This is a genomic window from Ruegeria meonggei (assembly GCF_042768335.1).
In the GTDB taxonomy this organism is placed as follows: domain Bacteria; phylum Pseudomonadota; class Alphaproteobacteria; order Rhodobacterales; family Rhodobacteraceae; genus Ruegeria; species Ruegeria meonggei.
In genome coordinates this window covers 3,108,927-3,131,070 of the sequence record NZ_JAXHBT010000001.1, presented here as the reverse complement: position 1 = coordinate 3,131,070, position 22,144 = coordinate 3,108,927, and the positions used below count along the sequence as shown (strand labels likewise).

Genomic DNA, 22,144 nt, shown 5'->3' with positions numbered 1-22,144 from the left:
CGTGGCGCTGCAGCGGTTGGACAACAAGACGGCCCGTGCCCTGTTCATGGATCACCATGCGCTTGCCGAAACCCCTTCGGGCGACGCAAAAGGCGCGGATCTGCTGGAATTGATTCATCGTCTGGGCTTTGTGCAGCTGGATAGCATCAACACCGTTGCCCGCGCCCATGACATGATCCTGTATTCGCGCAGACCGTCTTATCGCGCTGGCAACCTCAAGCGTCTGTACGAGCGGGACAGGGCGCTGTTCGAACACTGGACCCATGACGCGGCCGTTATTCCAATGGCGTTCTACCCACACTGGCACCTGCGGTTTCAACGGGATGCCGATCTGCTGAAATCGCGTTGGAAGAACTGGCGCCGGGATGGGTTCGAACAGCAATTCGCTACCGTCCTGCAGCATATCCGTGACCACGGTCCGGTGTCGTCGTCGGACGTGGGGAAAGACGAAAAGAAAGGCTCTGGCGGGTGGTGGGACTGGCACCCATCCAAAACCGCGCTGGAGTTTCTGTGGCGCTCGGGCGCGCTGACGGTGATTGGCCGCAGCGGATTCCAAAAGCGATACGATCTGACCGAACGGGTGATCGACACACATCTTTGTCCCGGCAACATGGTCTGCGACGCGGACCAGACCGTTGATTGGCTGTGCAACGCGGCGCTGGACCGGTTGGGATTCGCAACCTCGGGTGAGTTGGCTGCGTTTTGGGATACGGTCAGTGTGACCGAAGCGAAGAACTGGTGCGAACAGGGCCTAAATAAGGGGCTTCTAGAAGAAATCGAGATCATTTGTAACGATGGCCGCGTGCGCAAACTGCTTGCCCGGCCGGGTCTGGCTGCGTCAGATGTGCCCACTCCAACCAGCCGTATCCGCGTGCTTAGCCCCTTTGATCCGATGCTGCGCGACCGTAGCCGGGCCGAGCGGCTGTTCGGGTTCCACTACCGGATCGAGGTCTTTGTGCCCGCCGCCAAGCGCACCTATGGCTATTACGTATTCCCGCTGCTGGAAGGAGACCGTCTAATCGGGCGGATCGATATGAAAGCACAGCGCGATCGCGGCATTCTTCACGTCAGCGCCCTATGGCCGGAAAGATCCGTACGCTGGTCCGAAGCCCGGACCCGGCGGCTGCAATCAGAGTTGGACCGGGTCCGCCGATTTACCGGTCTGGATGACGTCGAGTATGCCTCTGGCTGGCTGAAAGACCCTAATTAGGGTCTATTCTGCGTCCCCCAGTGTCAGCTTGATGGGCTGCAGGCCGTCTATCCCGCCCTCGATCACGTCGCCAGCCTGAACCGGACCGACCCCAGCCGGAGTGCCGGTCAGGATCAGGTCACCGGGGCGCAAGTGATAATACCCGGACAGATGGCTGATGATCTCATCGATCTTCCAGATTAACTCGTCCAGCTTTGCGTCCTGACGCAGCGCCCCATTGACGCTGAGGTGAATGCGTTTGTCATCCGTCGCGGCCCAGTCCGAAGCCTGCACCAGCGGCGCAAACACTGCGCCATTTTCCAAGTCCTTGCCCAGATCCCAGGGGCGCTGCTTGTTGCGCTCGCGGATCTGTAAATCTCGGCGCGTCATGTCCAGCGCACATCCATAGGCATAGACAGCCCCCCAAGCCTGGTCGCTGGTCGCCCGGAACACGGGTTTGCCGATGGCCACAGCCAATTCCATCTCGTGGTGGAAATTCTCGGTGCCCGGAGGATAAGGCACCGTTGCCCCGGTCAAAACCGCGTTGGCAGCGGATTTGGTGAAGTAAAACGGAGCCTCACGGTCGACGTCATGGCCCATCTCGGCTGCATGGGCCGCATAGTTGCGACCAACACAGAAAATCCTGCCCACCGGATAGGTCGCGGTTTGTCCCTGAACCGGAATGGAAACCGGTGCAGGAAGAGAAAACAGACTGTCTGGCATCAAGGCCCCCTTTTTTCGTCAGGCAAGGGTGCATCTTAGGGAAGGAGGGGTTCAGGACAAGCCATGACAGGGCAGCGCCGTCGCCGCACTCTGTCTTCGATCACAATTGGACGTACATGCCTTGAAAATCCCAAAAGGGCTCTATCGTCTATAGCTGGCAGAGCGAGACGTGCTCTGACCCGCCAGGGCATGCCCTGGTCTTGCTGTCACGCACGCGTTTAGCGGGGGCTCAAGCCTTTGCGCTTACCAAAAGAAACCTATGAAAACCGGTACTTAACCCGGAAACAAGGTGCATATTTCGGAGAACTACGGCCAAAGATGCTGCCCCCAGAAATCTTTGTGCAGATCAGCCGTCTATTTTCAGGCGGCACGTTCTCTGAATAGCGGGTCGGACCGTTGGAACACACCCGGCGCAACCGGCCTGGGCCAGACACCCAGTCCAGTGCAAGTCTGGCCGCCCCGTCGGAGAGGTCCCTAATCTCTCTGGCGGGGTTTGTGTTTGCTGTCACGTCTAAAGGTCATGCAGATCATTTAACAGGTCCAGAAGCACCTCGTGCCGGTCCGGACCCAGTTTGGCGCGCAGCTCATCGGCCAGGCGGATCGATACCTGGATATTGTCGCGGATAATCTGCTCCCCTTTGGCAGTGGCCTCGACGATCTGGCGGCGCTTGTCGCCGGGATGCACCCGCCGCAGGATCAATCCCTTGGCTTCCAGCTTTTGCAGAATTCGGGTGAGACTGGGCAGCAAAAGGCAGGCCCGTTCAGCAATATGTGTCGGTTCTTGCGGGCCGTCCTCTTTCAGAACGCGCAACACGCGCCATTGCTGTTCCGTCACCCCTGCATCCGCGAGCATATTGCGAATTGGTCCCATGACCCTTTCCCGTGCCCGCAGCAGCGCAATGGGCAGCGAACGTGACGTCATCGGTAAGTCATTGGTCATAATAAATTCTGTACGAAATCGGGCGGCACTGCAACTTAACAATAACTATCGCATCGGTTGCGCAATTTTGGCCTTTTTAGAGCCTGATTTTCCCAAAACACTCAGAACATCCAATCCTCGGCCCACCGCAAAGACCGTTGACCTTCGGGGCCGTGTACCCATCACTGGCAGAATATAGAAAACCTCGCCCGCCGAATGATATCCAGAAGGAGGCCGGACCATGCCTGCACCCAGAAATGACTTCAAACAGGCCCTCAATGATGGCCGACGACTGATTGGATGTTGGAGCAGTTTTGCCGAGGCCATCACAGCCGAGATCATGGGCACGGCCGGTTTCGACTGGCTGGTGATCGATGGGGAACATGCGCCAAACGACATCCGTTCGGTTCGGGATCAACTGATGGCGCTGGCGCACAGCCCGTCACACCCGGTTGTCCGGGTGCCAGTAGGCGACACGGCCCTGATCAAGATGGTACTGGATGCCGGAGCCCAGACGATACTTGTGCCAATGGTGGACAGCGCCGAACAGGCGCGGGACCTGGTGCGCGCCTGCCGTTATCCACCCGAAGGCGTGCGCGGAGTGGGCGCGATGGCCTCGCGCGCGACGCAATACGGAACAACCACCGAATACATCCAGACGGCGGATGAGCAGATTTGCCTGCTGGTTCAGGTCGAAAGCCGCGCAGGTCTGGCGGCGCTGGACGACATTCTGAAGGTAGGTGGCGTGGACGGCGTCTTTATCGGCCCCGCGGATCTGTCGACCGATATGGGTTATCAGGGCAACAGCACCGCCCCCGAGGTGCGCACCGCCATTGCTGATGCGATGATCCGGATCAAAGCGGCGGGCAAGGCACCCGGCATCCTGGGCACCACGGATGAGGCGCGTCAGGCCTATCTGGACATGGGGGCGCAGTTTCTGGCAGTGGGGATAGACGTGATGCTGCTGGCGCAGGCGTCCCGAGCATTGGCAGAAAAATGGAGAGCGAAATAGCGCCTTAGTCCTGCATGGCAGCGGCGGCCCGCGCATACCCGCCCGACGCCCCATCGACAAAATGCACGTGATCGTCGCGCGTGGCCGAAGGGACAAAACAGGTCATCATCGCCTCATCCTGCGCGTGAACGCCATAACGAATCTTGCCCTGCCCGCGCGCCTGTTCCAGCAGAATCCGTATTTGCGCCAAGGTGGACGGATCGCAATCCAGCGTCATTTTCAACCCGTCATCGAATTTGCGAAAATCGGCATTGCGGCTGACCATCCGCTTGTAATGCTCGGGCTCAAAATTCCCCAGCCGTTTTCCGGTTTTGAACAGTAGCCCGATCAGCAGGTTTTGACCCATCAACAGCAGCTTTTGCAGGGTCAGGTTTCGTCCCGCCCGCGACACATGGGCGTCGATTGACACACCGGGGGGAGGCCAGGTAATCGGCGGGCCGTTCTCGGGTACCGGATGACCGCCACGGTCCAACCCTTCGGATGCGGAGAGAACGGATTGCGCCAGATCGGCAAAGTCGCTCTCGGTTGCATTTTCGGTTGGCTGCACCACCAATGACACGATCTGACCATGCCGCGCCTTGCTATTGGACCAGCGGCAGGACAGGCCGGTCAGGTCCGGCTGGGCCCCAGGGTCCGCGGGCGGTACCAAAAGCTCTCCTGCTTTCATCTGCGCCTCGGCCCATGCCAGCCCCCCGCCCGAGAACATGGCATAATCCACCCCGTCTGATGGCGCATAGCGCGCAACGCGCAGGTCTTTGCCCGCCAAACGAAGGTCAGAAACCGGCACCAATGCACCGCGCAGCGCGATCGAGAACTCTTCGGCCGCCCAGCGTTGTGTTTCGGACAAAACAGTGCGGGCCGTATCGACGGCGCTTGCGGGCACAGCAAACCCCGCCCCATCGCCGCCAAAGACATAAGGAAACTCTTTGCCGCGCAATCCGTTGATCATCGCCGAGATCACCGCCGCGCCAACCATGTTAACGGTCTTATATCGCCCCTTGGCGATCTCACCGGTGGAATCGACGATATCGGCAACGCCCAGTGCCCAGTCATCCGGCACTGCTGTAAAGCGCGCCGGTTCAGCCAACAAGGTGAAGTCCCGTTGCCGGGGAAGACTGTTATAAAACGCGGCCTGGGCGTCTTTCATTGGCACCTCGGGTGATGGGTCGGTTAAACAGCTAGCGCGATTGTCATGACTGTCCTGTGAAATCATCATAGCACATGCGCTTGTAGGACGCATCGGGACGTGCCAAGCATTTCCGCGCAACTTGGGGAAGGGCAGATTTCATGAAGGCAGGTCTGGTGGTGTTGTGTCTGGGCTATGTGCTCAGCCAGTTCTTTCGCGCCTTTCTGGCCGTGCTCAGCGTAGATCTGGGCCGCGATATCGGGGCCACGCCCGAGGATCTGGCCTTTGCATCAGGGCTTTGGTTTCTGGTCTTTGCGGCGATGCAACTGCCTGTAGGCTGGGCGCTGGACCGGATCGGGCCGCGCCTGACGGCGGCGGTATTGCTGATGATCGGTGGCGCGGGCGGGGCAGCGCTGTTTGCAGTGGCCAGCACGCCCCTGCATATCGCCATTGCCATGGGGTTGATCGGGGTTGGTTGCTCGCCGGTTTTGATGGCGTCTTACTACATCTTCGCGCGCGAATACCGCCCGGCGCGGTTTGCCACCCTGGCCGCACTCATGCTGGGGGTCGGGTCGGTTGGCAATCTGGTGGCCTCCTACCCCACGGCTCTGGCGGTTGAGCTGATGGGCTGGCGCGCGACGATGGCAGCTCTGGCCGCCACCTCGGCCATCATCGCCGCAGGTATCTGGATCAGCGTTCACGACCCCAAACAGGTTGAGAGCGAACACCGAGGATCGGTGCTGGACCTGCTGAAACAGCCCGCCTTGTGGGCGATCCTGCCGCTGATGCTGGTGGCCTATGCGCCGTCGGCGGCAACGCGCGGGTTGTGGGCCGGTCCATACCTGAACGACGTGTTCGCCCTTGGCACCACCCAGATCGGCACCGCGACCCTGTTCATGGGGGCCGCGATGATTGCAGGCACCTTTGCCTATGGGCCGCTCGACCGGCTTTTGGGCACACGGAAATGGGTGATCTTTGGCGGTAATGCGCTGGGCGCGGCGGCGCTGGGGCTGCTGTGCCTGTGGGTCGACGCGGCAGTCTGGGTGTCAGTCGGTTTGATGGCGGTGATCGGTTTCATGGGAGCCAGCTTCCCGGTCATCATGGCCCATGGCCGTGCGTTTGTACCGCCGCATCTGGTTGGGCGGGGCATGACCCTGTTGAACCTCTTTGGGATTGGCGGCGCGGGGCTGGCGCAATTTGTCACCGGCCGCATCCATGCGGGTACGGTAGACATCAGCCCAACCGCGTCCTACACAGCGATATTCGGCTTTTTCGCGGTCACGCTTGCCATCGGCTGCGTGATCTATCTATTCAGCCGCGACAGCGTCGACTGACGCTGGAACCGACAGGAGCATCCATGTCCGACCCGCGCGTCATTGCCCCCAACCTCAAACGCAGGCTGTCCGGCGTGACCGCGACGATTGCCCGGCTGGTGCCCTTGCAGGTGCAATGGATCGACATCGCGGCCACCGGACCAGGATTGCCCGCGGATATCCCGCATATAGCCCTGGGGCGCTTGCCGTTTTTGTCCCGCAAAACAGCGCGGGTCTGGCACGCCCGGCGCAATACCGAGATGCTGCTGGGCCTGATCTTGCGCAATATCTTCCGGCTGCGGTTGAAACTGCTGTTTACCAGCGCCTCACAACGGGCGCACACCGGTTATACGAAATGGCTGATCGACAAGATGGACGCGGTGGTTGCGACGTCGCGCAAGACCGCCGGGTATATGGAGCGTGACGCGCAAGTGGTCATGCATGGTATCAACCTGCAGGACTTCGTGCCGCCGCAGGACAAGGCGGCGGTTCGTACGCAATTGGGTCTGCCCGAGGGGCTGTTGCTGGGCTGCTATGGCCGTATCCGCCATCAAAAAGGCACGGATGCCTTTGTCGATGCAATGATCGACCTGTGTGGCCGGTTCGATGATGTCCACGGCATCGTCATGGGCCGCGCGACCGAAAAACACACGACCTTTCTGGCTGGGCTGAAGGACAAGGTCGCCAAAGCAGGCCTGTCCGATCGTATCCTTTTCATGCCCGAGGTCACTGTGGACCGGATCGCCGAATGGTATCAGGTTCTGGACCTGTTCATCGCCCCCCAGCGCTGGGAGGGCTTTGGCCTGACCCCGCTTGAGGCGATGGCCTGTGGCGTACCGGTTGTCGCCACCGATGTAGGTGCGTTTTCCGAGATCGTGACAGATCCGTCTCTGGGGCATGTGGTGGAGCCCGGTGACACTCCCGCGCTGGCCGATGCCGCCGCTGACATGTTGTCTGACCCCGATTCTCTTGCCCGATCCGGCAACGCCGTCCGCGCCCATGTGGAACAGAATTTCGACATCAACCGCGAGGCAAAGACCCTTGTGGCGCTTTATGAACGGTTATTGAGCGGCACCTGAGGCGAAGCGCCGCGTCAAATCGGTGTCATCGGGCGAAATATGTCCCGATAACTCTTTTTTCTTTCTCGTGGCGCGGCTATGAACGCGCGTCCTTAACTCTGGAGACATGAAATGGGCTATCGCGTCGTAGTCGTCGGCGCCACAGGTAATGTGGGCCGCGAAATGCTGAACATCCTGGCAGAGCGCCAGTTCCCCGTCGATGAACTTGCCGCCCTGGCAAGCCGTCGGTCGCTGGGCACCGAAGTAAGCTTTGGCGACAAGACCCTATCCACCAAAGACCTGGACACGTTCGATTTCACCGGCTGGGATATCGCCCTGTTTGCCGTGGGATCCGAAGCAACCAAGGTCTATGCGCCCAAAGCAGCCGCCACAGGCTGTGTAGTGATCGATAACTCGTCACTGTATCGCTATGATCCGGACATCCCGCTGATCGTACCCGAATGCAATCCGCAGGCGATCCACGATTACGCCAAGAAAAACATCATCGCCAACCCCAACTGCTCGACCGCGCAGATGGTTGTCGCGCTGAAACCGCTGCATGATCGCGCGCGGATCAAACGCGTTGTCGTATCGACCTATCAGTCGGTGTCGGGCGCGGGCAAAGACGGCATGGACGAGCTGTGGGATCAGACCAAGGCCATCTATAACCCCACCACGGAGGTTGCGCCGAACAAGTTCCAGAAACAAATCGCCTTTAACGTCATTCCCCAGATCGACGTCTTCATGGAAGACGGCACGACCAAGGAAGAATGGAAGATGGTGGTCGAGACCAAAAAGATCGTCGATCCGTCGATCAAGGTTACCGCCACATGTGTTCGTGTGCCCGTGTTCGTAGGCCACTCTGAGGCCGTGAACATCGAGTTCGAGGAGTTCCTCGACGAAGACGAAGCCCGCGACATCCTGCGCGAGGCGCCCGGCATCATGGTGATCGATAAACGCGAAGACGGCGGCTATGTCTCGCCTATTGAATGCGCCGGCGATTTCGCCACGTTCATCAGCCGTATCCGCCAGGACTCGACGATTGAAAACGGCCTGAACCTTTGGTGCGTGTCTGACAACTTGCGCAAGGGCGCCGCCCTAAACGCCGTCCAGATCGCCGAACTGCTGGGCCGTGAAGTCCTGAAAAAGGGCTAAAGCCCACCCAACAGAACTGCCGCAAGGGCCGCCTGTTTCGGGCGGCCCATTTTCTTTGTGCTTGTTGCGACTACGGCGCCTGCACCTTTCGCGGGAAGACAAAAGATCGTAACTGTTTCGATGGCCTGTTCGGCGCCAAAGACAAGACTGAGCCAGGTCAGCCAGAGTGGAATACTCTGTGCTCACCAAATCCCAGCACAGCAATAGGGCTGGCCATGGCCGTCATGGACGCAATCACAACCCGTCCCCAGACGGCAGAGATCCCAAACATCACCTGTTCAGTCCTGTCGGACAAATTGCTTGTGTCATACGCCAAACCAGGCCAAATCCTTGCTTACATCTGAGCCGTCAGCGCAAATCCAAAAACACATAGCGATGAGGCAGCGGAGGCAATGCCGCAACTTGGCCAGCGAAAATCACCAGGCCGACGGATACGAAGGTCCACGCCCACACATAGGTTCAGGATCACCAACCATTTTCCAGGAACCAGGAAACAATTTCAGCCCCTGTAAATTCGATGCTCAGAGCAGCACCTCCAAAGGAGTCAAAGCTGGAGATGTAAAACGCACACGTCAATAGAATGTTGGTGAAAAAGAAATTTCCGGCAGAGATGCGCATCGGCAGCACTCGCACCTAAAAACTGTATGCCGACAGGGAATTGGTCCGTAAAAGCTTTCGGTAGGTCGCACCGGACGCTGTCAGCCAAACAGGTAAAATCCGCACTCAGAATGGAATTGTGACAAAGTAGTTTGTTACCACTTTTCAGCCTGATTAAAGACAGCCTGGATCAGCTAGGGAATGAAAGCTCCGACAGTTCGGAGCTTTCCCGGTGATCAACCGTCCCGGTTATGATGCTCAATCAGTCTGTGAATGTGTATTCACCCAGATCGCATAGGTTCAGGCCAAAGTCTTCGGCCTCTGAACCATCGGCAAAGATACCACGAATATCATAGATGCAGGTGGTCAACCCGTCTACAATGTCAACTCCGGTTTCGTAGCCAGGCGCAAGATAGCCGTCTGCCAAAAGATCTTCCTCCCAATCGTCAGATGAAGCCGGAGAGATATTGAACTCGACGAGATCCGAGCTGCTGTCATTGTGCAGCAGGAATTCAAGATCTTCGGCATATGCAGAGGAACACAATGTCAAAGTCATGGCAGCCAGTGCGGCAAACAGGGTTTTCTTCATCAATAAGGATCCTTTTGTTTGGGTAAAAGTTGATGTGAGCCACCGACTTGAGGGGGTCAGTACGTGGCGACTCGGTGGCCCACAAGAGGCAGTATCCTATTGGCGCTTTCTCTGTTTTGTTGTTGATGGCAGGTTACAGGCTGAACTCAAATCCGATCTGGTCTGCATAGCCTTAGTCGTCCGAACTGCCGTTAAAATCACTTCAGGCAGATACTGAGCCGACCAGCATGGTTTGCGTAGCGCTCTCCAAGTGACCACCAAGTGTCAGCTCGAGATCGTTTTGTTGCGCTCTGTGATGACTGCGTCTTCGCTGAACGAAACTCCGGCTTCGTTGTCAAGGGCACGGGTGTTGTAAAACTGACCAAACAGAGCCCCGGTTTCACCAGTACCCTCTACTACGCGCACGCCAAGACGCGCCCACAGGGTATCCCATCAGAAACCGTTCCAGTAGCCGAAACCACCGAAAACCGTGGAGCGGCCCACATCAACGCCTCATTCGGCCAGCAGAGCGACAACATCTTGGTAGGATAACGGGTACCCGCAGTACCAGCGCAGGGCCAACGGGATGATCTTGGGTGAAAAACGGTGGAACTTGAATGGATCAAATCTGGGCATGTAAGACGCCAAGAGTTCTCTTGCTCGATCTTACAGACGGTCAATGCAACAGTCTGTTTTCTCCGGTCCTGAGCACCTAAACCTCCATTCCCTCGCGTCTGACAGGTGGCAAAATTTGGTGTCAGAGCCATTGAGGTTAACTGAAACGCTGGACGCACTTGGCGAAACTTGGCATCTTTGGACAAGCCGTAACCAACGAGACGTCTACGATGTTACCATCTCAGCGCCATGCAATTATCCTTGACGAAGTCTCGCGTCAGCCCGCCGTCTCGATCCGATCGCTAACTGAGAGGCTCGGCGTTTCGCGGGAAACTGTGCGGAAAGACATCGAACTGCTGGCGCAGGAGAACAAGCTCAATCAGGTGCGGGGCGGGGCGACTAACATCCGCACGAAAGAGCCGCCCATGGCAAGCCGGCCTTTGACCAATCCAAAGGGTAAGGAAAGGATTGGATCCTATGTTGCCAGGATGATCCCTGATGGGGCCAGTGTCATAATTGATAATGGATCAACCACCCGCGCGGCGGCACAGGCATTGGCCCACTCCCATCAAAATTTAACTGTTTTTACCATCGACTTGACCATCGCCTCTATCCTGATCCCAGCGGCGACAGAGATCACTATTTTGGGTGGGCGTCTGGACATTTCCGAGAATTGCACGATGGGTCTGGACACATTAGATCACCTTCGAAGATACCATGCAGAATACTCTTTGGTTGGCGTCGGTGGTCTGACAGCACAGGCCTTGTTCACCGACTTTTCCCTTGAAGCGGCAAACTTACGTCACCTGATGATGCAGCAGGCTCATAGATCGCTGGTTCTTGCTGACCGCAGTAAATTTGGGGTGGTTGGGCAGGTCGCGATGAAACCGCTACCAACAAATGCTTCTCTCGTAGTGGATGAAATGCCACCGAAGGAAATTATGGCCGCTCTGACAAGTGCAGAGATCGAGGTCGGGCAGGCGTAAGCCAAAAAAAGAAAACTATTGCCAAGTTTTGCAAAGCATTCTTACGATGGGTTCAAATACGAATCCTGCCGTATGGAGCAATGCAATGGCCAAACCGCAACTTCCCAAAAGCGCGCAATTTGTCATCGTGGGTGGTGGCATTGTCGGCTGCTCGGTGGCGTACCACCTGACAAAAATGGGCCACAGCGACGTGGTTCTTCTAGAGCAAGGGCAGTTGAGTTGTGGCACCACTTGGCATGCGGCGGGTCTGGTCGGGCAATTGCGCAGCCAACCGGCGATGACCAATCTGATCCGCTATTCAACTGAGCTTTATTCGCAGCTTGAGGCTGAAACAGGCTTGGCAACCGGCTGGAAGGAGTGTGGGTCAGTAACCGTCGCCCGCACCGAGGATCGTATGACCATGTTGATGCGCACGGCAGCAGCGGCGCGCGCGCAAGGGGTCGAAGTTGAAGTTATCACTCCGCAGGACGCACAGGATAAGTGGCCGGTGATGCAGGTCGATGACGTCAAGGGTGGGCTGTGGATGCCGGGTGACGGCAAGGCCAATCCGACCGACCTGACACAATCGTTGGCCAAGGGCGCTCGAATGGGCGGAGCCAAGGTGATTGAAGGCATCAAGGTAACCGATATTCTGACCGAGGATGGCGCCGTGAGAGGTGTCGTCACCGATCAAGGTACCATCGAGGCCGAGGTCGTCGTGAATTGCGGTGGTCAGTGGGCGCGGGAACTGGGCAAGATGTGTGGTGTTAACGTGCCCCTGCACTCGGCCGAGCATATGTACATCGTGACCGAAAAGGTCGAAGGCGTGAGCCCGGATCTGCCAGTACTGCGTGACCCCGACGGCTATATCTATTTCAAAGAGGAAACCGGCGGTCTGGTAATGGGCGGGTTCGAACCCGAGGCCAAACCCTGGGCAATGGATGGCATCCCCGATAGGTTCTTCTTTCAGCTGTTGCCCGACGACTGGGACCAATTCGAAATCCTCCTTGAGAACGCCTTGGTCCGCGTGCCGCGGATGGCAGAGGCGGGTGTGCGAAAATTCTATAATGGCCCCGAGAGTTTTACACCGGACAACAACTTTCTTCTGGGCGAAGCGCCCGAGCTAAAGAACTTTTTTGTTGGCGCGGGCTTTAACAGCATGGGGATCGCCAGTGCTGGCGGGGCGGGGCGGGCATTGGCCGAATGGATTATTGAGGGGGCTCCGACATCGGATCTGTTTGCCGTCGATATCCGTCGTTTCGCCAATTTCAACAACAACCCCGCCTGGCTGCATGATCGGGTCAAAGAAACCCTGGGCCTTCATTACGCGATGCCTTGGCCCAACCGTGAATTGGATAGCGCACGCCCGTTCCGCCGGTCAGCGCTGTATGACCGGTTGGCTGCAAAGAACGCCGTATTCGGATCGAAAATGGGTTGGGAGCGGGCAAATTACTTTGCCTTTGAAGGTGAAACACCGGAAATCCAATACAGCTTTGGTCGACAGAACTGGCATAATGCGGTTGCGGCCGAGCACAAGAATACCCGCGAAGGGGTGTCGATCTTTGACCAGAGTTCGTTTGCCAAACTGATAGTACAGGGCCGTGATGCCTGTGCCCAACTGAACCGGATCTGCGCGGCCAACATAGACGTACCGGTAGCTCACACCGTGTATACTGGCCTGCTGAACGAACGCGGTGGATATGAATCCGACCTGACTGTGCTGCGCCTGAAGGATCAGGAGTTCATGCTGATCACCGGTTCGGCCCAGGCGGTGCACGATGCTGACTGGATACGCAAAAACTTCGACGAGGATGCGCATGTGTTCTTGACGGATGTCACTGCCGCCTGGTCAGTACTGGCGATAATGGGACCGAAATCACGGGCTGTGCTGAACAAGCTGACCAACGCGGATCTGTCCAACGCCGCATTCCCCTTTGCCACCGTGCAAGAGATCGATCTGGGCTATGCCACCATACTGGCCAACCGTATGACCTATGTGGGTGAGCTGGGCTGGGAACTGGTTGTTCCGGTTGAATTCACGGTGGGCGTCTACGAAGATATTATGCGCGCGGGGACTGAGCATGGTATTAGGGATGCCGGATATTATGCGTTGGAAGGGTTGCGCCTTGAAAAGGGCTTCCGTGCTTGGGGCCGCGAGCTAACTCCCGACATCACACCTATCCAGGCCGGGCTGAGTTTTGCAGTCGATTTCGACAAGCCGAGTGACTTCATCGGCAAGGCGGCGCTGTTGAAGGCTAAGAACGATCCCGATCATTTGAAAACCCGCATTGTACAGCTGGTGCTGGACGACGGCGTGCCGCAGTTGTGGGGCGGTGAGGCCGTGCTGAACAACGGTGTCGAAATTGGCGAGGTCCGTTCAGCCGCCTATGGCCACACATTGGGCTCTGCAGTCGCACTGTGCCAGCTGGATGCGCCCGAACGCATCACGGTCGACTATGTCCGCGCAGGAGCCTTCGAGATTGACCTTGCCGGAGTCAGGTATACGGCAACTGCTCATCTGCGATCACCCTACGATCCGAAAGGTGAACGGCCCAAACTGGATCTATAGGCAGTCTTGAAACTGTCCGGCGTTGGCTCCGATGAATCCCTTCTCATTCGTCAAAAGCGGCGAAATTACCGCGACCAATGTAGGCATTTAGGGCCCAGGTTTGTGAACAATCAGTGATGGCTGCAATTGAGGCTGAGTTTTGCCCTTCGCGCAAACCGGGCTTCTAAGCGGCTGTAAAGTTGGTGCTTTGGGGTAAATTTTGGGGTAAATAATGTCTGTATTGCAAAAACGGTTCACCATTTTCCAATCAATAAGGCGGAGTATTTGGCAGTTATTTCCGGAGCTAGTTCCCATTTGGATGCCTGCGGTCAACGCGTCACCTTAAAGTCCAGGTTTTTGGGAGATGGGTGTTATCCCGAATGACGGCGACCTGTGTGCAATACTGCCAAGATTCACACGGAAACGTGGGGTAATTTACATAGGTTTTACTTATGATGTGGTAGGTATAATCGATTTTTCTTGACTCTTTATTCTGTCACACTGCGGAGACATAAAACCGTAATCAAGCACCACTCCAGAATGGTGTTCCTAAGACAAATCAACCGACAGAGGATCACAATGAAACACAAGACAAAATTACTCGCAGCCCTGGCTCTAAGTTCCTTGACCGCGAACGGTGCGGCAGCGGAAACCGAATTGACAGTTTACACAGCCGTCGAAGCTGAAGACCTGGCGCGCTACGCTGAGACGTTCAATGCGAGCAATCCGGACATCAAAATCAACTGGGTGCGGGATTCGACCGGGATCATCACCGCCAAACTGTTGGCCGAGAGGGACAACCCTCAGGCAGACGTCGTGTGGGGTCTCGCAGCCACTTCGCTTTTGTTGCTCAAGTCCGAAGGTATGCTTGAGCCTTACGCGCCTGCAGGTGTTGGCGACCTGGACGCGAAATTTGTCGACGGCGACAACCCTCCGGCATGGGTTGGCATGGACGCTTGGGTTGCCGCAGTTTGCTACAACACCGTCGAGGCCGAGAAAGCGGGATTGACGCCGCCGACATCGTGGAAGGATCTTACAGATCCTATGTATAAAGATCAGGTGATTATGCCAAACCCGAACTCGTCGGGCACCGGGTTCCTTGATGTGTCCAGTTGGCTGCAGATGTTCGGCGAAGAAGGCGGTTGGGAATACATGGACGGGCTGCACGAGAACATCGCGCGCTATACCCATTCGGGCTCAAAACCATGTAAGCTGGCAGCGGCAGGTGAGATTCCGATCGGCATCTCATTTGCCTTCCGTGGCGCCAAGTCAAAAGCTGACGGTGCTCCGCTTGAGATTATTGTCCCATCAGAAGGCGTCGGCTGGGACATGGAAGCGACAGCAATTGTTGCCGGTACTGCAAACGTTGAAGCCGCGCAGAAACTTGTTGATTTCACGGTCACCAAGGAAGCCAACGAGATGTACAACACTGGCTACGCTGTTGTGGCCTATCCTGGCGTCGCAAAACCAGTGGAACACTTCCCCGACGGTCTTCTGGATGCGATGATTGATAACGACTTCGAGTTTGCCGCCAACAACCGCGCGGCGATTCTGAAAGAATGGCAGTCTCGCTATGACGGAAAGTCGGAAGCGAAGTAATCCAACTGGCAGAAGAGGCGAACGCGCCTCTTCTGCACACCACTCTTTTTCCCAAACAACGCGACCAGCGCGCCCGGATTCAACGGCCAAAATAGGCCGTTTTGAGGTGCAGATGTGAGGACCGCTCCCGTGCTTCAGAAACCCCCAGCAGGTGAACTGTATCTAAGCATCCAGAATTTATGGAAGGCCTTTGGCAGCTTTCTTGCCCTCAAGGATATAACGCTGGAAATCAATGAGGGCGAATTTGTTTGCTTCTTGGGACCATCCGGTTGCGGCAAGACAACCTTGCTCAGGGCAATTGCCGGATTGGACCTGCAAACCAAGGGTACCGTTATGCAGGATAGCAAGGATGTGTCCAACCTGCCGCCATCCGAACGCGACTTCGGGATCGTTTTTCAATCCTACGCGCTGTTTCCAAATCTGACGATCGAGAAGAACATCGCTTTTGGTTTGGAAAATTCCGGGCGGAGCAAATCGGATATTGCCGTCCGTGTCAGCGAATTGCTCAATTTGGTTGGTCTGCCCGATCAAGGCAAAAAATATCCTGCACAATTGTCGGGCGGTCAGCAGCAGAGGATTGCTTTGGCCCGTGCCATTGCGACTAATCCCGGCCTGTTGTTATTGGACGAGCCACTTTCTGCATTGGATGCAAAGGTGCGCGTCCATCTGCGTCACGAAATCAAGGAGCTGCAACGCAAACTGGGTGTGACGACCGTTATGGTTACGCACGATCAGGAAGAAGCTCTGGCGATGGCCGACCGGATCGTGGTCATGAACCATGGGGTCATTGAACAAGTGGGATCACCCACGGAAATCTACCGAGAGCCAGCCAATCTGTTTGTTGCGGACTTTATCGGGGAAATGAACCAGATTCATTCGCAGGTTACTAAAGGTGGTCGATTGAGTGTGGGCGAAAAGACCTTTGCTTGTATCAGCCACTCGTTCAACGACGGAATGCCGGCAATAGCTGCAATCCGACCGGAAGATATCATTCCACACGAATTGGGGTATCTCGACAGCGGAGGGAATCGGAATTGTATCGAAGTCACACTCGATGAAATGGAGTTCCTGGGTTCGTTCTGGCGGTGCCGTTTAAGCAACGAGCGATTTGGATCTTCAGAACTGATCGCGGACTTTTCGATCAATGCTGTGCGCCGACTTGAACTGGAACAGGGCCGGACCTTGGTGATTGAGTTGCCCGAAAACCGACTGATGGCCTTTGATGTTCCGGAAGCAGCAGCATGAGTGAGCTTACGACCAACCCAAATTCTCTACCAGCCGGGCCTGACATCAGGCCCAAGCTGAGCCGAGACGACATCCTGATGCGTGGAAGCATGATCGTGATCGCACTCTATCTGGTCGCGACGTTGGTCCTGCCGCTGTACACGATGCTTTCCAAATCCTTTTCCACCTATCGGATGGAGTTGTCCCAATACGAGTTTCAGGTCAGCGACGAGGCGGGTCAGTTTGATGGGGTTATCCTGCCAGCCGACGCACTGAATGCGCAAACGAACGCTTTTTCCGACACCGATCTGGCGACTGGTTCAGACGGGCGCCTGTCAGTGACCGAGCTTTTCCCCGATTTCAGCTTTCGCAGTCCGGTAATGTATCAGATCCGCAATACGAGCGACACTGGCCGGTTTCTTGTCGGGTCAACCCTCCAGGACGGCACAGATTGGGTCACGCTTGATTCCAACGCGTTTCGGCGCGTTCAGCTGAGGCCAGTTCAGTCGCGAGGTTTGGACAATTTTGTAAACTATTTCTCGACCCCGGCACTGTTCAATTCGATCAAGAATTCGCTTTGGATTTCTGTGCTTAGCACCATTGTCACAGTAACACTGGCGTTCTGGTTCGCTTATGCGCTGAACCGCAGTTGCATGCGGTTCAAGGGTGTGTTTCGCCTGATTGCGATGGCTCCAATTCTGGTGCCTTCACTGCTGCCCGGCATTGCGCTGGTCTATCTGTTCGGCAATCAGGGCATGCTGAAAGAAATGTTGTTCGGGGCCAGTATCTACGGTCCGATTGGCATTGTCATAGGCTCGGTGTTTTTCACCTTCCCGCATGCCTTCCTGATTATTTCGACCGCTCTGGCGATCTCGGATGCGCGACTGTACGAGGCTGCGGTCAGCTTGCGCTCGACGCCTTGGCGCACTTTTTGGACAGTCACCATACCCGGCGCGCGCTATGGTCTGATCTCTGCCGCCTTCGTCGTGTTCAATCTGGTGATTACTGATTTTGGTTTGCCAAAGGTGATTGGCGGTCAGTTCAACGTTCTGGCCGTAGACATATACAAACAGGTGATCGGACAGCAGAACTTTGAAATGGGTGCAGTTGTCTCGGTCGTTCTGGTGATCCCGGCGATTCTGGCCTTCGTGATTGACCGAATGGTTCAATCCAAGCAGGTTGCCCTGTTGTCGGCTAGGTCAGTCCCGTACCAGCCAACTCCAAATCGTAAAGCGGACCGTATTTTTCTAGCCTATTGCTGCCTGATCGGTCTTTTCATCATTGGGCTGTTGGCTGTGTGCCAATTCGCGGCATTGATCAAATTCTGGCCCTACGACCTGAGCCTGAGTCTGAAGAACTACGATTTCAACAAGATGGATGGAGGCGGTTGGAGCTCCTATATTAATTCGATAAAGCTGGCACTTTTGACGGCCCTGATCGGTACTTCAGTCGTTTTCTTTGGGGCCTATCTGGTTGAAAAATCGAACGGGTTCAGAACGGGTCGGTCGATCTTTCAGATGTTCGCGATGCTGCCTATGGCGATCCCAGGTATGGTGCTGGGCCTGTCCTACATCTTCTTCTTCAATAGCCCGTCTAATCCGTTGAACGGAATTTACGGAACAATGGCAATTTTGGTGATCTGCACAGTGACGCACTTTTATACCGTTTCACACCTGACAGCGGTGACGGCCCTAAAGCAGATGGACAGAGAGTTTGAGTCGGTCTCAGCCTCGCTTAAGCAACCGACGATGAAGCTGTTTGCCCGTGTCACAGTGCCCGTTTGCCTGCCAGCAGTCCTGGACATATCGATTTATCTTTTTGTGAACGCCATGACGACGGTATCCGCGGTTGTGTTCCTGTACTCACCAAAAACTACGCTGGCATCTATCGCAGTGTTGAACATGGACGACGCAGGGGATATTGCACCAGCCGCCGCAATGGGAATGATGATCTTCTACACAAACGCGGCAGCCCGGATCATCCACCTGATTGCCTCCAAGGGAGTTCTGGGACGAACGCAGGCTTGGCGAAATCGCTAGAAGTTAAGAACCCGACCAAGAGCACCCTTACCGATCAGGCATCGGTGAGGTTTGGTTTGTCTCTAGAACAGAATTGGCGAAATCCATGAAAGCTCTTATAGTCTTGACCTCGCGCCGTTGAGAGAGATAAATCATGCTTTCTCCCATTTGCAGGTCGACATCTTGCAGCTTGATTTGTCTGAGACGGTCGTCGTGACCGTATTCCGCCTGGGACACAAATCCGATACCAGCACCTGAGGCTACTAGCTCTCTCACGGCTTCCCGCCCCTCCGCTACAATTGCTGGTTTCAGCAGTATCCCCCTTTTATTGGCCTCATCTTCGAGTTTCTCGCGCGTTTTTGATCCCTGTTCCCTGAAGATGAGAGGTAAGTCCGCCAACTCGGCAAGGGACAGAGTAGGTTTTGAGGCAAGAAGCAGTTCTCGGGACGTGAAAGCCACAATCTCTGTCGAGCCAAGGCTAAGAACACTCATATCCTTGCCGGGCGACACGCTGCCTACAACGCCAATTTCTGCATTGTAGGTTCTGAGCTCTTCAAGAATGTCCTCTGTGTTGCCGGCCCGGACAGTAATCGTGATGTTTGAATACTTTTTTCGGAACGGCCCTAAAAAGTCGGTCAAGTGGTGCGCGGAATCCGCAACGATGCGCAGCTCGCCGTCGATCGCGGCCTTGGTTTCAGACAGATAATCCTCGATCTGATCCTCGATCTCAAAATATTGTTTGGTGTACCGGTATAGCTGTTCGCCTTCCACAGTGAGGTTCACTCGCTTTCGCTCGCGCTTGAATAGCAACAGATCATGATCCTGCTCGAGCTTGCGAACCTGTTCTGAGATCGCTGGCTGCGTCAAAAAAAGTGCCTCAGCTGCGCGGGAAAACCCACCATGTTTGGCGACGTAGTGGAAGGCTTTGAGCTGGCTATGTCGCATTATGGACTCCTGGGGGGCATGCATAGGCTAGGCTTATGATTGGATTGATATTTGCAATTTCACATATAGCAGTAGTTACTGCAATTGTGTCATTGAACCGCTGATCTGGAGCCTGGTTATGACGCCTTCTTTTCCTCAAATCGAGCAACCGCGCCTCGGTGAGCCCTACTTGTTGACTCCTGGCCCTTTGACAACGTCTTACGCCGTGAAAGAAGCCATGTTGAAAGATTGGGGAAGCTGGGATGATGACTTTCGGGGTATGACACATGAGTTGCGCACTGGTCTACTAGCGTTGCTAGGCGAAGGTGCAGAAGACTTTGATTGCGTTCCAATGCAAGGAAGCGGATCTTTTTCAGTCGAGGCGATGCTCGCATCCTTCATCCCGCCTGAGGGCAAAGCGCTAGTTCTGGCCAACGGTGCTTATGGGCAGCGCTCTGCATTGACCTTGAGGTATCTTGGGCGCGAGCATGTTGTCTTGGACAAGGGTGATTACCTACCGCCACGCGGTGATGAAGTTGCCAGCATTCTTGCGGACGATCCTGCAATTACGCATGTCGTTGCTATTCACTGCGAAACCAGTTCGGGAATTCTGAACCCGGTAGAGGAAGTATCAGAGGCGGTTTACGCCGCGGGTCGCAAGCTTCTTGTTGATTCAATGTCAGCCTTTGGTGCGATCGAGTTGAAGCCCTCAGAAATTCGATATGAGGCAATGGTTTCCTCCGCCAACAAATGCATTGAAGGTGTTCCGGGGTTTGGGTTCATAATTGCCCGCAAAGACGAACTTGAAAGTGCAAAAGGCAACAGCCATTCGCTGTCTCTGGACGTTCACGCACAATGGGCACATATGGTCAAAACCGGACAATGGCGCTTTACGCCACCAACACACGTGGTTGCCGCATTCATCGAAGCGCTCAGGGCGCATTCGGCGGAGGGGGGCGTTTCTGGTCGCGGGGCCCGATACACCAACAACCGGGACCTAGTGGTTGCTGGCATGCGTGAACTGGGTTTCGAAACTCTGCTCGACAACCGCTGGTTAAGCCCAATTATCGTTACATTTTTCTGCCCGGCAGATGAAAACTTCGCCTTTGATCAGTTCTACAATCTGATGAAAGAAAAGGGCTTCATCATTTACCCGGGTAAATTGACCGTCGTCGATAGTTTCCGCGTCGGGTGTATTGGCCAGATGGACGGCAAAGTTATGCGGCAGGTTGTAATCGCCGCCAAGGAATCTTTGGATGAAATGGGTGTGTCGAGTGCCACACCACCTCTCCAGGCATTAGAAGAACGCGCCAAACTGGCCGCTTAAGGATCAAGGAACAAATCAAATGACCATCCACGCCCCTGTTGAAGCCAACGAGCGCGTCTACCCGGTGCCCAAAGTGCCCGCCATTGCCATCTGCCTTGACGGCTGTGAGCCGGAGTATCTGGACAAGGCCATTGCCGACGGCCTGATGCCGACGCTCAAGCGAATGCGCGAAACCGGCACTGACCGGTTGGCCCATTCTGTAATCCCGTCGTTTACCAACCCAAACAACCTCAGCATTGCGACCGGTCGCCCACCGATCGTGCACGGCATCTGCGGCAATTATCTGATTGACCCGGACAGTGGTGAAGAAGTGATGATGAACGATGTGCGCTTTCTGCGCGCACCGACTGTATTCAAGCAATTTTACGACGCGGGTGCCAAAGTGGCGGTGGTCACAGCCAAGGACAAGCTGCGCGCGTTGCTGGGGGCTGGTCTAAAATTTGACGATGACCGGGCCAAGTGCTTTTCTGCGGAAAAATCCGACACGTCGACTCAGCTTGAACACGGTCAGGAAAAAGCCAGCACATGGTTGGGTATGGCCCAGCCCGAGGTGTACTCGGCAGAACTGTCCGAGTTTGTCTTTGCTGCGGGGGTCAAGTTGCTGAAGGAGTGGAATCCAGACGTGATGTACCTGACCACCACCGATTACGTGCAGCACAAATACGCTCCTGATCAGGCCGAGGCCAAGGCGTTCTATGAGATGTTTGACAAATATCTGACCGAATTGGACGCTCTGGGCGCTGCTATTGTGGTTACCGCCGACCACGGTATGAAGCCCAAGCACCATGCCGACGGCTCGCCCAGCGTGGTTTACGTGCAGGATTTGGTTGATGAATGGTTGGGCAAGGATGCCGCCCGTGTCATTCTGCCGATCACGGACCCCTATGTTGTTCACCATGGTGCACTGGGGTCGTTTGCAACCTGCTATCTACCCGAAGGTGCGGATCGCAACGACATCATTGCGAAACTGAAGATCACACCTGGAATAACCGATGTATTAACCAAGGAAGAGGCGATCAAACGTTTTGAACTGCCCGGCGACCGCATTGGTGATATTGTGATGGTGTCGGGCGAGAACATCTGCATCGGAACCTCCGAGGACCGCCACGATCTGGCGGCACTCAACGAGCCGCTGCGCAGCCACGGCGGTCTGACCGAGCAGGAAGTGCCCTTCATCGTTAACCGGGTACTCGACTTGGGAAATGCACCTGAGCTGCGCAATTTTGATGCCTTTTTCTATGCAACCACAGCTGCGGCCCAGTAA

The 22,144-nt window shown here is 55.9% G+C and carries 18 protein-coding genes and 1 pseudogene; 12 read left to right on the top strand and 7 right to left on the bottom strand.

Features of this window, described 5'->3' with window-relative positions; genetic code table 11:
- The first annotated feature begins 1 nt into the window (after position 1).
- Positions 2-1,210 (top strand): winged helix-turn-helix domain-containing protein, encoded by a 1,209-nt coding sequence (locus tag SJY13_RS15420; protein WP_377192037.1) that lies wholly within the window; start codon positions 2-4, stop codon positions 1,208-1,210.
- A 3-nt stretch (positions 1,211-1,213) separates the two neighbouring features.
- Here SJY13_RS15420 and SJY13_RS15415 read toward each other — a convergent pair whose 3' ends face one another.
- Both SJY13_RS15415 and hpaR read right to left on the bottom strand, forming a co-directional pair.
- A complete protein-coding gene (locus SJY13_RS15415; RefSeq protein ID WP_377192035.1) occupies positions 1,214-1,912 on the bottom strand; it encodes a fumarylacetoacetate hydrolase family protein in 699 nt (232 codons plus the stop codon).
- Positions 1,913-2,423: 511 nt separating this feature from the next.
- A complete protein-coding gene (gene hpaR, locus SJY13_RS15410) occupies positions 2,424-2,852 on the bottom strand; it encodes a homoprotocatechuate degradation operon regulator HpaR (protein WP_377192033.1) in 429 nt (142 codons plus the stop codon).
- Positions 2,853-3,072: 220 nt separating this feature from the next.
- Here hpaR and SJY13_RS15405 point away from each other — a divergent pair, with 220 nt between their 5' ends.
- Positions 3,073-3,843 carry an HpcH/HpaI aldolase family protein gene (locus SJY13_RS15405; RefSeq protein ID WP_377192031.1) on the top strand — a complete coding sequence of 257 codons (771 nt, stop codon included), beginning with the start codon at positions 3,073-3,075 and terminating at the stop codon, positions 3,841-3,843.
- A 4-nt stretch (positions 3,844-3,847) separates the two neighbouring features.
- On the opposite strand, the gene SJY13_RS15400 is transcribed toward SJY13_RS15405, so the two are convergent.
- Positions 3,848-4,990 (bottom strand): DUF3095 domain-containing protein, encoded by a 1,143-nt coding sequence (locus SJY13_RS15400; protein ID WP_377192029.1) that lies wholly within the window; start codon positions 4,988-4,990, stop codon positions 3,848-3,850.
- Positions 4,991-5,130: 140 nt separating this feature from the next.
- On the opposite strand from SJY13_RS15400, the gene SJY13_RS15395 reads away from it, so the two are divergent.
- The 3 genes from SJY13_RS15395 (at position 5,131) to SJY13_RS15385 (ending at position 8,495) form a co-directional block, all read left to right on the top strand.
- Positions 5,131-6,303, top strand: a complete 1,173-nt coding sequence (locus SJY13_RS15395) for an MFS transporter (protein ID WP_377192027.1) — start codon at positions 5,131-5,133, stop codon at positions 6,301-6,303.
- A gap of 23 nt (positions 6,304-6,326) precedes the next feature.
- Positions 6,327-7,361, top strand: coding sequence for a glycosyltransferase family 4 protein (locus SJY13_RS15390; protein WP_377192025.1), 1,035 nt, complete (start codon positions 6,327-6,329; stop codon positions 7,359-7,361).
- Positions 7,362-7,472: 111 nt separating this feature from the next.
- Positions 7,473-8,495, top strand: a complete 1,023-nt coding sequence (locus tag SJY13_RS15385; protein WP_377192023.1) for an aspartate-semialdehyde dehydrogenase — start codon at positions 7,473-7,475, stop codon at positions 8,493-8,495.
- 157 nt (positions 8,496-8,652) lie between these two features.
- Here SJY13_RS15385 and SJY13_RS15380 read toward each other — a convergent pair whose 3' ends face one another.
- From SJY13_RS15380 to SJY13_RS15370, 3 genes and pseudogenes are all read right to left on the bottom strand, one after another.
- Positions 8,653-8,790 (bottom strand): hypothetical protein, encoded by a 138-nt coding sequence (locus tag SJY13_RS15380; RefSeq protein ID WP_377192021.1) that lies wholly within the window; start codon positions 8,788-8,790, stop codon positions 8,653-8,655.
- Positions 8,791-9,354: 564 nt separating this feature from the next.
- Positions 9,355-9,681 (bottom strand): hypothetical protein, encoded by a 327-nt coding sequence (locus SJY13_RS15375; protein WP_377192019.1) that lies wholly within the window; start codon positions 9,679-9,681, stop codon positions 9,355-9,357.
- A 495-nt stretch (positions 9,682-10,176) separates the two neighbouring features.
- Positions 10,177-10,296: pseudogene (locus tag SJY13_RS15370) on the bottom strand (IS6 family transposase); the annotation flags it as partial.
- A 158-nt stretch (positions 10,297-10,454) separates the two neighbouring features.
- Here SJY13_RS15370 and SJY13_RS15365 point away from each other — a divergent pair.
- The 5 genes from SJY13_RS15365 to SJY13_RS15345 all read left to right on the top strand — a co-directional run bounded on the left by SJY13_RS15365 (position 10,455) and on the right by SJY13_RS15345 (position 18,650).
- Positions 10,455-11,261 carry a DeoR/GlpR family DNA-binding transcription regulator gene (locus SJY13_RS15365; protein ID WP_377192015.1) on the top strand — a complete coding sequence of 269 codons (807 nt, stop codon included), beginning with the start codon at positions 10,455-10,457 and terminating at the stop codon, positions 11,259-11,261.
- A gap of 85 nt (positions 11,262-11,346) precedes the next feature.
- The gene (locus SJY13_RS15360) at positions 11,347-13,809 is read left to right on the top strand and encodes a GcvT family protein (RefSeq protein ID WP_377192013.1); all 2,463 of its coding nucleotides are present in this window, start codon (positions 11,347-11,349) and stop codon (positions 13,807-13,809) included.
- Positions 13,810-14,367: 558 nt separating this feature from the next.
- On the top strand, positions 14,368-15,387 hold the full coding sequence (locus SJY13_RS15355; protein ID WP_377192011.1) for a putative 2-aminoethylphosphonate ABC transporter substrate-binding protein: 1,020 nt from the start codon (positions 14,368-14,370) through the stop codon (positions 15,385-15,387).
- Positions 15,388-15,516: 129 nt separating this feature from the next.
- Positions 15,517-16,632: a putative 2-aminoethylphosphonate ABC transporter ATP-binding protein gene (locus SJY13_RS15350; RefSeq protein ID WP_143534870.1), complete on the top strand. Its 1,116-nt coding sequence runs from the start codon at positions 15,517-15,519 to the stop codon at positions 16,630-16,632.
- The gene (locus SJY13_RS15345) at positions 16,629-18,650 is read left to right on the top strand and encodes a putative 2-aminoethylphosphonate ABC transporter permease subunit (RefSeq protein ID WP_377192009.1); all 2,022 of its coding nucleotides are present in this window, start codon (positions 16,629-16,631) and stop codon (positions 18,648-18,650) included. Before SJY13_RS15350 ends, SJY13_RS15345 begins: the two co-directional genes overlap by 4 nt.
- Positions 18,651-18,677: 27 nt before the next feature.
- On the opposite strand, the gene SJY13_RS15340 is transcribed toward SJY13_RS15345, so the two are convergent.
- Positions 18,678-19,574, bottom strand: coding sequence for a LysR substrate-binding domain-containing protein (locus tag SJY13_RS15340; RefSeq protein ID WP_377192007.1), 897 nt, complete (start codon positions 19,572-19,574; stop codon positions 18,678-18,680).
- A gap of 118 nt (positions 19,575-19,692) precedes the next feature.
- Between SJY13_RS15340 and SJY13_RS15335 the strand changes: the two genes are divergently transcribed.
- Positions 19,693-20,880: a 2-aminoethylphosphonate--pyruvate transaminase gene (locus SJY13_RS15335; protein WP_377192005.1), complete on the top strand. Its 1,188-nt coding sequence runs from the start codon at positions 19,693-19,695 to the stop codon at positions 20,878-20,880.
- Between the two features lie 19 nt (positions 20,881-20,899).
- Positions 20,900-22,144 (top strand): phosphonoacetate hydrolase, encoded by a 1,245-nt coding sequence (gene phnA, locus SJY13_RS15330; protein ID WP_377192003.1) that lies wholly within the window; start codon positions 20,900-20,902, stop codon positions 22,142-22,144.

What these genes read in the sequence shown, in the direction of transcription:
- SJY13_RS15415 (WP_377192035.1), bottom strand. Translation starts at nt 1,912, where the DNA reads ATGCCAGACAGTCTGTTTTCTCTTCCTGCACCGGTTTCCATTCCGGTT.
- hpaR (WP_377192033.1), bottom strand. Translation starts at nt 2,852, where the DNA reads ATGACCAATGACTTACCGATGACGTCACGTTCGCTGCCCATTGCGCTG.
- SJY13_RS15405 (WP_377192031.1), top strand. Translation starts at nt 3,073, where the DNA reads ATGCCTGCACCCAGAAATGACTTCAAACAGGCCCTCAATGATGGCCGA.
- SJY13_RS15400 (WP_377192029.1), bottom strand. Translation starts at nt 4,990, where the DNA reads ATGAAAGACGCCCAGGCCGCGTTTTATAACAGTCTTCCCCGGCAACGG.
- SJY13_RS15395 (WP_377192027.1), top strand. Translation starts at nt 5,131, where the DNA reads ATGAAGGCAGGTCTGGTGGTGTTGTGTCTGGGCTATGTGCTCAGCCAG.
- SJY13_RS15390 (WP_377192025.1), top strand. Translation starts at nt 6,327, where the DNA reads ATGTCCGACCCGCGCGTCATTGCCCCCAACCTCAAACGCAGGCTGTCC.
- SJY13_RS15385 (WP_377192023.1), top strand. Translation starts at nt 7,473, where the DNA reads ATGGGCTATCGCGTCGTAGTCGTCGGCGCCACAGGTAATGTGGGCCGC.
- SJY13_RS15375 (WP_377192019.1), bottom strand. Translation starts at nt 9,681, where the DNA reads ATGAAGAAAACCCTGTTTGCCGCACTGGCTGCCATGACTTTGACATTG.
- SJY13_RS15360 (WP_377192013.1), top strand. Translation starts at nt 11,347, where the DNA reads ATGGCCAAACCGCAACTTCCCAAAAGCGCGCAATTTGTCATCGTGGGT.
- SJY13_RS15355 (WP_377192011.1), top strand. Translation starts at nt 14,368, where the DNA reads ATGAAACACAAGACAAAATTACTCGCAGCCCTGGCTCTAAGTTCCTTG.
- SJY13_RS15345 (WP_377192009.1), top strand. Translation starts at nt 16,629, where the DNA reads ATGAGTGAGCTTACGACCAACCCAAATTCTCTACCAGCCGGGCCTGAC.
- SJY13_RS15340 (WP_377192007.1), bottom strand. Translation starts at nt 19,574, where the DNA reads ATGCGACATAGCCAGCTCAAAGCCTTCCACTACGTCGCCAAACATGGT.
- SJY13_RS15335 (WP_377192005.1), top strand. Translation starts at nt 19,693, where the DNA reads ATGACGCCTTCTTTTCCTCAAATCGAGCAACCGCGCCTCGGTGAGCCC.
- phnA (WP_377192003.1), top strand. Translation starts at nt 20,900, where the DNA reads ATGACCATCCACGCCCCTGTTGAAGCCAACGAGCGCGTCTACCCGGTG.